A 13,298-nucleotide genomic window follows, 5' to 3' on the forward strand; every position below is an offset into this window, starting at 1 on the left:
CTTTATCCCCTTCCCGATACACCGGGGAGCATCCAGACCTGAGGGGGACCGTATGGTCACGTTCGTCGACCGGGTGACGCTGCACCTGCGTGCCGGCAAGGGCGGCAACGGCTGCGTGTCGGTCAAGCGCGAGAAGTTCAAGCCGCTGGCCGGCCCCGACGGCGGCAACGGCGGCCACGGCGGCGATGTCGTCCTCGTCGCCGACCCGCAGGTCACCACGCTGCTGTCGTACCACCACTCGCCGCACCGCTCCAGCGGTAACGGCGGCTTCGGCATGGGCGACCACCGATCGGGTGCCGCCGGCGAGCCGCTCGAGCTGCCCGTCCCGGTCGGCACCGTCGTGAAGGACACCTCCGGCGACGTGATCGTCGACATGATCGAGCCGGGCATGCGCTTCGTCGCCGCCCCGGGCGGTCTCGGCGGGCTCGGCAACGCCGCCCTCGCCAACCCCAAGCGCAAGGCGCCGGGCTTCGCTCTGCTCGGCACGCCCGGCTGGGAGGGCGATGTCCTCCTCGAGCTGAAGACCGTCGCCGACGTCGCGCTCGTCGGCTTCCCCTCGGCGGGCAAGTCGAGCCTCATCGCCGCGGTCTCCGCCGCACGGCCCAAGATCGCTGAGTACCCGTTCACCACGCTCCACCCGAACCTCGGGGTCGTTCAGGCGGGGGAGCAGCGCTTCACCGTCGCCGACGTGCCGGGGCTCATCGAGGGCGCGAGCGAGGGAAAGGGCCTGGGGCTGGAGTTCCTCCGCCACGTCGAGCGCTGCACGGCGCTCGTCCACGTCCTCGACTGCGCGACGCTCGAGCCGGGCCGCGACCCGCTCACCGACCTCGACGTCATCCTCGCCGAGCTCGCCGCCTACCCCGTGCCCGACGGGCAGCTGCCGCTGCTCGATCGCCCGCAGCTGGTGGCGCTCAACAAGGTCGACGTCCCCGAGGCGAAGGATCTCGCGGACCTCGTCCGCCCCGACCTGGAGGCGCGCGGCTTCCGCGTGTTCGAGATCTCGACCGTGAGCCACGAAGGACTGCGTCAGCTCACCTTCGCGCTCGGCGACATCGTCGCGAAGCACCGCGCCGAGCAGGCGGCGGCTCCCGCGCCCGAGCGCATCGTCATCCGGCCGAAGGGCTCGGAGAAGGACTTCTCGGTCCGCGTCGAAGGCGGCACTTACGGCAACATCTACCGCATCCTGGGCGACAAGCCGCTCAAGTGGGTGCAGCAGACCGACTTCCAGAACGAGGAGGCCGTCGGCTACCTGGGTGACCGCCTCGAGAAGCTGGGCGTCGAGGTCGAGCTGTTCCGCGCCGGCGCGACCCCCGGGGCCACCGTCGTGATCGGCGAGGGCGACGGCATCGTCTTCGACTGGGAGCCCTCGATCTCGTCGAACGCGGAGCTGATGACCGCCCCGCGCGGCACCGACCCGCGACTGCTGCGCGACACCCGTCGCACCACGTCGGAGCGCCGCGAGCGATACCACGACATGATGGACGCCAAGGCCGACGCGCGCGCCGAGCTCGAGGCCGAGCGGATCGCCGAGCGCTACCGCGACCACGAGGACGACGAGTGAGCACGCGGGAGCGCAGCGACCTCCCGCTCGCCCGACGCGTCGTCGTCAAGGTCGGATCCTCTTCGATCAGCGGCGACAACGCCCACAAGATCAAGCCGATCGTCGACGCCCTCGCCGCCGCCCACGGGCGCGGCACCGAGGTCGTGCTCGTCTCATCGGGCGCCATCGCGACAGGGATGCCGTATCTGCTCCTCGACGAGCGTCCGAGTGACCTCGCCACACAGCAGGCCGCGGCTGCGGTGGGTCAGAATGTGCTCATCTACCGCTACCAGGAGTCGCTGCGGCCCTTCCGCATCGTCGCCGGCCAGGTGCTCCTCACCGCGGGCGACCTCGAGAACGCGACCCACCGCTCCAATGCGCGGCGCGCGATGGAACGGCTTCTGGGCCTGCGCATCCTCCCGATCGTCAACGAGAACGACACCGTCGCCACGCACGAGATCCGCTTCGGCGACAACGACCGCCTTGCCGCGCTCGTCGCCCAGCTGATCGGCGCGGACGCCCTGGTGCTGCTGAGCGACATCGAGTGCCTCTACACGCGTCCGCCGGACGAGCCCGGTGCGCGGCCGATACCGCGCGTCACGTACGGCGACGACCTGCACGGGTTCGAGTTCGGCTCGGTCGTCGTCAACAGCGTCGGCACCGGGGGAGCAGCGACCAAGGTGTCCGCCGCGCGGCTGGCCGCAGCATCCGGGATCGGCGTCCTCGTCACGAGCGCGGACCTCGTCGGCGAGGCGCTGTCGGGCGACGAGATCGGCACGTGGTTCCAGCCCAACCCCGAGCCCACGGCGCCCGCCGCGACCGGTCCCGTGCGCACGGCGGTCGATACACTGGGCGGATGACCACCACCGCCACGACGGCACGCGAACGGATGCTGCTCGCCAAGGACGCGGCGCGCAGCATCGGCCTCCTCGGAGACGAAGCGAAGCGCGATGCGCTCCTCGCGATCGCCGATGCGATCGAGGCTGCGGCACCGGAGATCGTGGCGGCGAACGCGGATGACCTCCGCCGCGGAACTCAGACCGGGCTCTCGACGGCTCTGCAGGATCGACTGCGTCTCGACGAGCCGCGCGTCGCGTCCCTCGCCGCGGCGGTGCGCGAGATCGCCGCGCTGCCCGACCCGGTGGGCCGCATCCTCGACGAGCGCACCCTGGCGAACGGCGTCTCGCTCACCAAGGTCGCCGTCCCGTTCGGCGTGGTGGGCTCGATCTACGAGGCGCGACCCAATGTCACGGTCGACATCGCGTCCCTCGCCCTGCGGTCCGGCAACGCGGTCGTGCTCCGAGGCGGCACCGCGGCCGAGCACACGAACGCGGCGCTGGTGCGCGCGATGCGCGGCGCACTGGCAGACCGAGGGATCGACCCCGAGGCCATCCAGACGGTGGACGAGTTCGGCCGCGAAGGAGCGCGCGAGCTGATGCACGCCCGGGGTGTCGTCGACGTCCTCGTGCCGCGCGGCAGCGCGCAGCTGATCGAGACGGTCGTGACCGAGTCGTCGGTCCCGGTCATCGAGACGGGCGCGGGCGTCGTGCACATCGTCCTCGACGAGACGGCCCCGCTCGACTGGGCGCGCGACATCGTGGTGAACGCCAAGACCCAGCGGCCGAGCGTGTGCAACGCGGTCGAGACGGTCCTCGTGCATCGCGGCGCCGCCGATCGCCTGGTCGGCCCCGTCGTCGAGGCCCTGCAGCAGAGCGGCGTCACCGTCCACGGCGACGAGACCGTCGAGCGCCTGGCTGCAGGCGTCACACCCGCGACCGACGAGGACTGGGCGACCGAGTACCTGAGCCTCGATCTGGCGATGCGCGTCGTGGACGACCTCGACGACGCGCTCGCGCACATCCGCCGGTACTCGACCCACCACACGGAGTCGATCGTGACGCAGGATGCCGCCAACGAGGCGCGCTTCCTCGCCGAGGTCGACTCGGCCGTGGTGATGGCCAACACCTCGACCCGGTTCACCGACGGCGGCGAGTTCGGCTTCGGCGCCGAGGTCGGCATCTCGACCCAGAAACTGCACGCGCGCGGCCCCATGGGCCTCGCCGAACTCACGAGCTCGAAGTGGCTCGCGCGGGGTGCCGGGCAGGTCCGCGCATAACGGAATAGACTTGTCCCGTCCCGCGCCCCAGAGGCGAACCCGAACGGAGCCCGAATGACACTCGCCACGATCATCGCCTTTGCCGCCGAAGAGTCGGAGCACCACGGCAACGTCGCCCTCGAGACCATCGGGTATGGCATCACCGCGATCGTGGTCTTCGCCGCGCTGGCGATCGTGACGCTGTCGTACCGCAACGTGGCGAACCGCCACGCGCACAAGGCCGAGGCGTACGCGAAGGCGCACGCGAACGACGTCCAGCGAGCGGGGCACGGCCACTGAGGCTGCTGGATGTCCTTGGCGACAGCCCCGAGGATCGGGGTCATGGGCGGCACCTTCGACCCCATCCATCATGGGCACCTGGTCGCCGCGAGTGAAGTGGCGCAGTGGTTCGACCTCGACGAGGTCGTCTTCGTTCCGACAGGCGAGCCCTGGCAGAAGGCCGACGTCTCGCCGAGCGAGCATCGCTATCTCATGACCGTCATCGCCACGGCATCCAACCCCCAGTTCACCGTCAGTCGCGTCGACATCGATCGCGACGGTCCCACGTACACCATCGACACGCTCCGCGATCTGAAGGCCCAGCGCCCGGACGCGGAGCTGTTCTTCATCACCGGTGCCGACGCCATAGCGCAAATTCTCAGTTGGAGGGACCATGATGAGTTGTGGGACCTCGCCCACTTCGTCGCGGTGTCCAGGCCTGGACACGTACTGAACACGGATGGCCTGCCCAGCGACGACGTCAGCCAGCTCGAGATCCCCGCCCTCGCCATCTCATCGACGGATTGCCGCGACCGAGTTCAGCGAGGACACCCCGTGTGGTACCTCGTCCCCGACGGGGTCGTCCAATACATTGCGAAGCACCATCTCTACCGGAGCAAGGAATGAGTACACCCGAGCACCCGGCGACGCCAGCCCTCACACGTAAGCAGATCCGCGAACTGCGCAACACGGGGTCCACCCCCGTGATCACGGCGACCCCAGCGGACGACGATGCCATCGAGACCGAGGCCGCGCCCGTCGTGGCGCCCCCCGTCGACGCGGCGCTGTCGACCCCGCCTCCCGCGCCCATCGCCGCCGCACCGTTCCCGCGCCCGTCCGAGCCCGCCGCCGTGGCGCCGGCGCCCGTTCCCGACTCCGCCGTGGACCTGGGCGTGTCTCCGCTCACGCGCCGCCAGGCGCGCCAGCAGGAGCGCATCCGCACCGCTTCGGTGCCCGTGATCACGCCGGAGGTCGTCGCCGCCCACGCGGCCGCCACCGGCGGCACCGCCCCGACGTTCGCGTTCCCCGTCGCCCCGCCGCCCGTGGCGCCGTTCGACGAGCCCGCGCCGTCGCTGTTCACCCCTGCCCCTGACGAGTCACCGGTGTCGACCGACAGCGGCATGCACGCGCTGTTCGGGATCCCCCGCGAGGCGGAGCCAACGCCCGCCCCCGCGCCGAGCTGGCAGCAGGCCGCGCCCGTCGCCCCTGTCCCGGTTCCCGCCTTCGCGGAGCAGCCCCCGGCGCCCGAGGTCGAGGACCGCCCGTTCGACAGCGTGTTCGGCGCCTCCGCCGACGACGAGGCCGAGGCCGAGGCCGAAGCGGTTCCTGCAGCGCCGAAGGCCGTCAGCCCGCTCCTCGGCGCCAGTCTGCTCGACGCCGCGCCCGCCGCCGGCGAGCCCGCGGCCGTCGAGTTCCCGCCGTCGTTCGACCAGCTGCTCACCCGCACGACCGGCGCGATCGCGATCCCCAATGCGCTCATCGTGTCGCAGGCCCCGGAGGTGGCGCCCCTCGTGGCGCCCGTCACCGCCACGGGCGAGGTCATCGTCACCGGCACCTTCAACCTGCCCGAGGGCCTCGGCTCCACCGGCCACGCGAAGGGCACCGCCGACGGCAAGGAGATCGACGCCACGCTGGTCGACGGCGAGCTGCCGTCGCACTCCTCACCGACGCCGATCGCCGCGAGCGCCGCCGTCAGCACCGCGAAGGCGCCCGGCGACGTCATCAAACCCCCGGTGCCCGAGAAGGGCGGCAAGCTCATGATGTCGCTCGCGATCACCGCGGGCGTGCTGGCCCTCGCCCTCGTCGGCGTTCTCATCCTCGCCTTCGTGACAGGAGTCTTCTGATGGTGGCGAGCGCGCAGTCGCACGACATGGTCCAGATCGCCGCGGCCGCGGCGGACGCCAAGGGCGGCGAGGATCTCGTCGCCCTCGATGTGTCCGAGCCCCTCCCGCTCGTCGACATCTTCCTGCTCGTCACCGGACGCAGCGAGCGCAACGTGGCGGCGATCGCCGACGAGATCGAGGACAAGCTGCTCGAAGCCGGTCACAAGCGGCTGCGCCGCGAGGGCCGTGAGGAATCGCGGTGGATCCTCATCGACTTCGGCGACCTGGTGGTGCACGTGTTCCACGAGCAGGAGCGCGTCTACTACGGCCTCGAGCGGCTGTGGAAGGACTGCCCCGTCGTGCCCATCACCCTCCCGGCCCGGGCGACCGTCGAAGAGTGATCCTGGTACGGAGCACCCCTCGGAGTGTTGTAAGCTAGACGAGTTGCCCCGCGAGAGCGGGAACAGCGTCTGGGCCTGTGGCGCAGCTGGTAGCGCACCTGCATGGCATGCAGGGGGTCAGGGGTTCGAGTCCCCTCAGGTCCACCATATTTTCCCGGAATGCCGCGGCTTTTCGCCGCGGCTCCGGCGCCCGGTGGGGGATTGAAGGGGCTCGGTCGCCTTTTACTCGCCTTTTTCAACCGTTCATACTCGGTGGCAACCGGTGCGGATCAGGAAGACACACGCCTCCATCCCGTCGCTGGGACTCGGAACTCGGACCCCGTGCGTACCCGCGGCGGTCGCGCGAACGCACCTATCCGGCAAGTCGACGGACCTCCCCGCGCACCGAGGGATTTCACCGCAGGGTCGTCGATGCCGATTCGACGCGCGAAGCGGGGCTCTGAATGCCACGACCGAAACTTCAAGAGGGCACCTGGGGCGAGTTCACCCAGACGACCCTTGCGAACGGCAGGATCGTCCTTACCGCCCGCTATCGCCGCACCGACGGCAGCGAGTCCAAGACAACAGCCCAGGGCAGGAGCAGGTCGGAAGCCACCCGCAAGCTGCTCGGCAAGCTCCCCGAGCTCGTCGCGGCGGATGGCCCTGGGAAGCGGCAGCCGGAGCGAGCGGTGGCGCGTACATTCCGGGGTCTCGCGATGGAGTGGATCGACCACGATCGACTCCGGATGGAGCAAGGCGAGATCGCGCCCTCGACACAACACGAACACGAGCGCATCGCGCGAAACATCCTCATTCCGCGACTGGGAGACCAACTCGTCGACCAGATCACGACTCGTGAGATCTCCGTGACGTACCACCAGATGGTGCGCGAATGGCCAGCGCAGGCACGCAACGCCAAGGGAGTGCTCTCCCTGATCATGACGTACGCGGCCCAGATGGGCTTCGTCGAACGCAACCTCGTACGCGAGGTACCCGCGATGCGCCGGAAGAAGAAGGAGATCTTCGCACCGGGCATCGACGAACTGCGGGTCTTCCGTGCGGCGGTCGTCGCGTACAACGAGGACCCTGACCGCCCGGGTCCGATGCCCGGGCCGCTTCTGCTCGATTGCGTCGACATGATCCTCGCAACAGGGCTTCGTATCGGCGAGGTGCTCGGCCTGCGGTGGGAGAAGGATGTCGTCCTCGACGCCCCGTCTCCTTACATCGTCGTCAACGGCGCCATCAAGGAGAAGGGGGGAGCGAAGCGCTGGGAGCCGTTCCCGAAGTCGGAAGCGGGGCTTCGCCAAATAGCCCTCCCCGAGTATGCGGTCGCGCTTCTGCTGCGCCGTCTGGTCGACAACGTAGGCGGCAGCGAGTTCGTGTTTCACACTCGCACACTCCGACCGAACGGTCAGCAGGATGTGCACCGGGCGCTGCGGAACGTCCGAGAGCACGCGAAACTGCCCAAGGACTATGTACCGCACGCTCTTCGTAAGTCGGTGGGTACCGTCGTCGCGAAGAACATTGGGCTCGAGCCGACGGCGCTGCTGCTCGGACATGAGCGGTCCCGGGTCACCGAGCAGTTCTACGCCAAGCGAACGCGTGAGACTCCGGACGTACGAAAGATCGTGCAGGCCGTCCACGAGAGCATCAGCGAGTCGAACGACCGGTCTGGATGAGGCTCGTAACGCCGCCGCCCGCCCTCCGCCGAGGTCGCGCGAGGCGGGAGTGAGCGATGTCCTGGTCGGCATTACCACTCATCGTTAGCTGACCGTTGAAGGGCGAGTGTAGCCGCGGGGAGCACCCATGTTGAGGCCGGTTGTCTCCGGTCTGTGAGGGTGTGGCGCACCTACTCTTCATGGATCTGAACGATGTCGCCGCGCGGGACGAATGGGGCCTGGAGCATCTGATGAATGTAAGGGAGGTAGCCGCGCACCTGCGAGTACCCGTCTCGACCGTCTACGACTGGCGGACCCGTGGTCTCGGCCCGCGCGCACACCGGTTCGGTAAGCACCTGGCTTTCGCTGTATCAGACGTCCAAGTCTGGATCGAAGAGCACCGAGATCCCGCGCGGCCGGCCTAGGACGTCGGCACCGTTTCTGCTCAGGTCGTCTCGCCCGGGACGAGGGTGATAACGGCACGCTCCTGCTCCTCGTGAATTTCGTTCACCGCGCCCGGAAGAACGTCACGGAGCTGCTCGATCAGCAGGCGAGCCGCGCCGTCGATCACTGCGCGCATATCGACAGCAACGGAACTGAGCCTGGGGGCCCATAGCTGTCCGAACTGGGTCGCGTCCGTGCCGACGATCGACAACTCGCCGGGTACGTCTATGTCGAGTCGGCGGGCCCCAGCGAGGATCGCGATCGCGGCGTAGTCGTTGTAGGCCGCGATGCCCACTGGTCCTGTTCCAAGTTCCCTGACCTTCTCAATTGCGCGCTCGGGGTCCGCCTCCACGGTGATCCTGAAGGGCGCAGGGAGCCCGAGCCTTTCACATGCACGTTCGATCCCCGTGAATCGTGTGGGACCGTATGGATCTGTGCGCTTATCGGACAGTGCGGCATAGACGATGGGACGCGGGCCACGCTTGGCGAGTTCGGTGACTTGCAGCAATGCGATCGCATCCTGAAAGTCGACGCCGCCAACGGTGATGGGCCGGCGGTGGTCGGGGACGACCGTGACTCCCTGGGCTCGAAGGCGGTCTCGGGCGGAGTCAATGAGGGAACCGAAGTCGATGACGGCGAGCGGGCGGAGGCCGAGGATCGCGCTCACCGTTCGTTCGGAATCCTCGTCACCGAATCGCAGCACGACGTTCGCGTTCGAGCCGAGGTCTTCGCTCAGGCGCTCGATGGCCTCTTGGATGCCGAATCCGATGGTGGTGTTCGGCATCAGGACGACGACTGTGTCGCTGTGTCCGGTGACGAGGCTTCTTCCTGCCGGGGAAGGGCGATAGTCCAACTCCTCAGCCGCGGCCAGCACGCGTGACCGTGTCTCCTGGGGGAAGCGTGCGTCCCGGCCGTTCAGGATGTGGCTGACGGTCGCTCGGGAGACTCCGGCCCTCTGCGCGACGTCCGTAGCTGTTGCGGGGCGGGGTCGGTCGGTGAGCGACATGCCGCCATCCTCTCACCGATCGACATTGGTCGTGGAATTGACAGTACCACGTGATACCCGTAATGTTCAGCGTGGGTATCACGTGATACCACCCGACATAACCCCCACACTGCTGTCTGACAAAGGAGTCGCTCCCGTGACCGACAAGTCCCCGGCGTCCGCGCCGTTCCCGCTCAACACTTCGCCAGACGCCGCTGCGAGCGTCGACGAGGTCTTCACACCGACCGGCTCTCTGATCGTCCGGGAAAGGGTGGGCGCCGGCTACATCTGGCTGCTGATCCTCGCCACCCTTGGCGCGTACGTCGCGATGGTTGCCCCGATCGGCATCTCACTGTCGCTCAAGGTCCAGCAGCTCGCGCCAGCCAACGTCGAGGTGCTGGGCTACGTCATCGGCCTGGCTGCAGTCGTGTCGACGGTGGTCGGTCCGCTTGTCGGCATGTGGAGCGACCGGACGCGCAGCCGGTTCGGCCGTCGCCGCCTGTTCGCCCTGGGCGGGGCCGTTCTAGGGATCCTGGCTTTGGCGTTCGTGGCGTGGGCTCCGACAGTGCCGCTGCTCATGGCGGGCTGGGTCTTCGCGAACGTCGGCTGGAGCACGGTGATGGCATCGCTGCTGTTCTCCCAGGCGGATCGCCTGCCTGAGGAGCAGCGTGGAAAGGTGGCCGGTCTGAGCGGCTTTGTGCAGATGATCGCTTCCGTCCTCGGAGTTGGGATCGCCAGCGCATTCATCGGGAATGACTTCCTCGTCTTCCTGATCCCCGGATTCGTGGGTCTGATCCTCGCCCTGCTGTGGTTCCTGCTCGTCAAGGAACCCGACAGCCGGTCGCTTCCGGACACCGGGAAGCTCACCGTGGGCAAGGCGCTCAGCAACATGGTCTTCAAGCCGGCAGACCACCCCGACTTCGCCTGGAACTGGCTCGGACGGCTCTTCTTCATGTTCGGCGTCACCTTCGCCACCACGTTCACCACGCTGTTCTTCGCGTCACGACTCGCCCCCGACGGGCAGGTGTCGAAGATCGGCGGCCTGATCGTCATCCTGTCCCTCCTCGGCGTCGTGGCCACCGCCGGCGGCGCGCTCCTCGGTGGCTTCTTGTCGGACAAGCTGAAGCGGCGGCGGATCTTCGTATTGCTGGCTGGACTCGGCTTCACCGCGGGCGCGATCGTGATGGCGTTCGGTGGGTCAAACGCCACCCTGCTCATCACCGGCTCGATCGTGACCAGTCTGGGCCTTGGCGTGTTTTCCGCCGTCGACCAGGCAATCGTTCTCGACGTCCTTCCGGAGCGCGACACCGAAGCCGGTCGATACATCGGCATCAACTCCTATTCGACTTCGCTGGCTCAGGCGATCGCCCCCATCCTGGCAGCGCCTCTTCTGCTGATCGGCGTCACCGGCGCGGACAAGAACTATGGACTGCTGTTCTTGATCGCCGCGGCCTGCACCCTCGTCGGCGGCACGCTCGTGATGGTCTTCGTCCGGAAGTCCAACTGATTCCAGACGCCGGTACGTGAAGTAGCCGCCTCCCTCCGCAACAAGGAGTGAGCCTGCCCGATCACGCCGAACGCGAACCCCCGGGCACTGACCCCGGCCGATTCCCGAACGCTGTTACCGCGAAGGACCACTGATGATGACGACGACGCTGTTCACCGAGGGGTGGACCTTTTACCGCGAGGGGTCGGACCCGGAGCAGGTGCGCCTGCCGCACGACGCGATGATCGGAGAGCCACGCGCGGCCGGCGGGGGCACCGGGAACCATGGCGGGTACTTCCCCGGCGGCAGCTACCGCTACAGCCGGACGTGGACGGTGCCTGCCGACGCCGCGACGCGCGAGTACCGGCTGTTCTTCGAAGGCATCTACGGCGACACGGTGGTCACGGTCGACGGGGTGGAGATCGCCCGCAGCACGAGCGGCTACCGTGCCTTCCGCGCTCCGCTGCCGGATCTGGCTCCGGGGAGTACCGTGACGATCCGGGTGGATGTCGACAACCGCCGCACCCCCAACTCCCGTTGGTACACCGGCTCGGGCATCTACCGGCAGGTCTGGCTCGAGGCGCTGCCGCAGGCCAGCTTCGCCGATGATGGGATTCGCCTGGTCACCCGCTCCCTCGGTGCGGAGGCGATCGTCGACGTCGAAGTCGCCCTCGACGGCTCGACGGACGGTCAGGTCGTTCGCGTGAGCATGGCCGATGCGGACGGCGGTACCGCCACCACGGACCTGCGTGTGCGCGGCGGCGTCGCGACGGGTCAGCTCGTGATCCCGGCACCGCGTGCGTGGTCGGCGGAGTCTCCGCACCTGTATACCGCGAAGCTGCTGCTTCTGGACGGCGACCACGTCGTTGACGAGCGGGTCATGCGCACGGGGATTCGGACGATCACCGTCGATGCGGTTCACGGGCTCCGCGTGAACGGGAGGGAGGTCAAGCTGCGTGGCGCGTGCGTCCACCACGACAACGGGATCCTCGGGGCGGCCACCATACCGGCCGCCGAGCACCGCCGCGCCCGCATCCTGAAGGACAACGGCTTCAACGCCATCCGGTCCGCGCACAACCCGCTCTCCCGCGCCTTTCTCGATGCGTGCGACGAGCTCGGCCTGTACGTCATGGACGAGCTGACCGACGTCTGGTATGGCCACAAGACCCCGCATGATACGGCGGACCGGTTCGGCGACCTGTGGCGGGACGACGCGCGCGCGATGGTCGCCGAGGACCGCAACCGGCCGAGCGTGATCATGTACTCGATCGGCAACGAGATCGCCGAGACCGCCGACGCGGAGGGGGTGCAGACCGCGGGCCGGATCAGCAGCTTCATCCGGGAGCTTGACCCCACGCGACCGACCACGCTGGCTGTCAACATGCTGCTGAACATGATGGCGGCCCGCGGGAAGTCTCCTTTCCAGGGCGAGCACTACAGCGCAGTCCCGGTTGCTGAGCCGCCAAAGGAGAAGCCGACCAGCACGGCGGCGAACGCGGCAGCGGCGTCGATGGGGAAGATCATGCAGACCATGTCGCGGCTGCCCGCCGCCGATAAGGTTTCTCGGGATGTGTTCGCAACGGTGGATGTCGCGGGCTACAACTACGCCTTCGGCCGCTACCGTGCCGACCGCCGCCGCTACCCGCGGCGTGTGATCCTCGGGTCCGAGTCCATGCCCGGCGATCTCCCGACGATCTGGAAGCTCGTGGAGAGCGTCCCGGGCGTCATCGGTGACTTCATGTGGACCGGGTGGGACTATCTCGGCGAAGCCGGCATCGGCGTGTGGTCGTACGGCGCCGAGCCGGGTGGCATCAACAAGCCGTATCCGTGCCTGGTGGCCGGCCCGGGCGCGTTCGACATCACCGGGCAGCCTGGAGCGCCCGCTCTCCTCGCGCGCGCCGTGTGGGGACTGCTCGACGCTCCCGCGATCGCCGTGCGCCCCCTCCAACATGCCGGAAAGAAGGCGAATAGGACGCCCTGGCGGGTCAGTGACGCCGTGCCGTCGTGGGCGTGGCGCGGCATGACCGGCAAGGCGCAGATCGAGGTGTACTCCGCCGACGACGAGGTGGAACTCCTCATCAACGGCAGGTCACTGGGTCGGAAGAAGACCGGCGCCCCGCGGCGATTCGTGACAAGGTTCACTACCCTCTACGAACCGGGGGAACTCGTCGCGATCGGCTACCGGCGCGGCGTGGAGACCGGCCGCTCATCCCTGCGATCGGCCGAGCCAGTCGCGCTGACGCTGCGAGCCGAGACGGACGTTCTGACCGGTCCCGACGACCTCGCGCACGTGTGGGCGGAATTGGCCGACGAGCACGGTGTCGTGGACTTCGCAGCGGCCGACGAGGTCACGGTCACCGTGAGCGGCCCGGCCAGCCTCGCCGGACTGGGCTCCGCCGCCCCTGCCACCGAAGAGACCTTCGTCGACGACACACATCGCACCCACCATGGCCGGGCCCTCGCCATCGTCCGCGCCACGGGTGAGCCGGGCGAGGTGACGGTCACGGTGAGCTCTCGGCGGCATGGATCGGCGACCACGGTCATCCAGGCGCTCCCCCCGCGCGCTGAGACCGTCGCCGCAGCGCTCGCGGAAGGGAGCGCAGCGTGA

12 protein-coding genes and 1 tRNA gene are annotated in these 13,298 nt (G+C 68.6%); 12 read left to right on the plus strand and 1 reads right to left on the minus strand.

Going from position 1 to position 13,298, the window contains the following annotated elements:
• Window positions 1-52: 52 nt before the first annotated feature.
• The 10 genes from obgE to ACFVSU_RS01690 all read left to right on the plus strand — a co-directional run bounded on the left by obgE (window position 53) and on the right by ACFVSU_RS01690 (window position 8,200).
• Complete coding sequence (gene obgE / locus ACFVSU_RS01645) at window positions 53-1,561, plus strand: GTPase ObgE (RefSeq protein ID WP_387137115.1); 1,509 nt, start codon at window positions 53-55, stop codon at window positions 1,559-1,561.
• Window positions 1,558-2,400, plus strand: a complete 843-nt coding sequence (proB, locus tag ACFVSU_RS01650; RefSeq protein ID WP_387137118.1) for a glutamate 5-kinase — start codon at window positions 1,558-1,560, stop codon at window positions 2,398-2,400. Before obgE ends, proB begins: the two co-directional genes overlap by 4 nt.
• Window positions 2,397-3,656: a glutamate-5-semialdehyde dehydrogenase gene (locus tag ACFVSU_RS01655; RefSeq protein ID WP_387137121.1), complete on the plus strand. Its 1,260-nt coding sequence runs from the start codon at window positions 2,397-2,399 to the stop codon at window positions 3,654-3,656. Before proB ends, ACFVSU_RS01655 begins: the two co-directional genes overlap by 4 nt.
• 54 nt (window positions 3,657-3,710) lie before the next feature.
• Window positions 3,711-3,935, plus strand: coding sequence for a hypothetical protein (locus tag ACFVSU_RS01660; RefSeq protein ID WP_387137125.1), 225 nt, complete (start codon window positions 3,711-3,713; stop codon window positions 3,933-3,935).
• A gap of 9 nt (window positions 3,936-3,944) precedes the next feature.
• Window positions 3,945-4,541 (plus strand): nicotinate-nucleotide adenylyltransferase, encoded by a 597-nt coding sequence (nadD, locus tag ACFVSU_RS01665; RefSeq protein ID WP_310291056.1) that lies wholly within the window; start codon window positions 3,945-3,947, stop codon window positions 4,539-4,541.
• On the plus strand, window positions 4,538-5,758 hold the full coding sequence (locus tag ACFVSU_RS01670) for a hypothetical protein (protein WP_387137128.1): 1,221 nt from the start codon (window positions 4,538-4,540) through the stop codon (window positions 5,756-5,758). The genes nadD and ACFVSU_RS01670 overlap by 4 nt, the downstream gene beginning before the upstream one ends.
• Window positions 5,758-6,138, plus strand: a complete 381-nt coding sequence (rsfS, locus tag ACFVSU_RS01675) for a ribosome silencing factor (RefSeq protein ID WP_387137131.1) — start codon at window positions 5,758-5,760, stop codon at window positions 6,136-6,138. Before ACFVSU_RS01670 ends, rsfS begins: the two co-directional genes overlap by 1 nt.
• Window positions 6,139-6,209: 71 nt before the next feature.
• Window positions 6,210-6,285 (plus strand) — tRNA-Ala (locus ACFVSU_RS01680).
• A gap of 296 nt (window positions 6,286-6,581) precedes the next feature.
• Window positions 6,582-7,796, plus strand: coding sequence for a tyrosine-type recombinase/integrase (locus ACFVSU_RS01685; protein ID WP_387137135.1), 1,215 nt, complete (start codon window positions 6,582-6,584; stop codon window positions 7,794-7,796).
• 230 nt (window positions 7,797-8,026) lie between these two features.
• Window positions 8,027-8,200, plus strand: a complete 174-nt coding sequence (locus ACFVSU_RS01690) for a helix-turn-helix transcriptional regulator (RefSeq protein ID WP_387138669.1) — start codon at window positions 8,027-8,029, stop codon at window positions 8,198-8,200.
• 20 nt (window positions 8,201-8,220) lie between these two features.
• Here the strand turns inward: ACFVSU_RS01690 and ACFVSU_RS01695 are convergent, their stop codons facing one another.
• Window positions 8,221-9,225: a LacI family DNA-binding transcriptional regulator gene (locus ACFVSU_RS01695; RefSeq protein WP_387137138.1), complete on the minus strand. Its 1,005-nt coding sequence runs from the start codon at window positions 9,223-9,225 to the stop codon at window positions 8,221-8,223.
• A gap of 136 nt (window positions 9,226-9,361) precedes the next feature.
• On the opposite strand from ACFVSU_RS01695, the gene ACFVSU_RS01700 reads away from it, so the two are divergent.
• Together ACFVSU_RS01700 and ACFVSU_RS01705 are read left to right on the plus strand one after the other, a co-directional pair.
• Window positions 9,362-10,711: an MFS transporter gene (locus tag ACFVSU_RS01700; protein WP_387137142.1), complete on the plus strand. Its 1,350-nt coding sequence runs from the start codon at window positions 9,362-9,364 to the stop codon at window positions 10,709-10,711.
• A 133-nt stretch (window positions 10,712-10,844) separates the two neighbouring features.
• Window positions 10,845-13,298, plus strand: a complete 2,454-nt coding sequence (locus ACFVSU_RS01705) for a glycoside hydrolase family 2 TIM barrel-domain containing protein (protein ID WP_387137145.1) — start codon at window positions 10,845-10,847, stop codon at window positions 13,296-13,298.

It is taken from the genome of Microbacterium sp. NPDC058062, assembly GCF_042885375.1.
In the GTDB taxonomy this organism is placed as follows: domain Bacteria; phylum Actinomycetota; class Actinomycetes; order Actinomycetales; family Microbacteriaceae; genus Microbacterium; species Microbacterium trichothecenolyticum_C.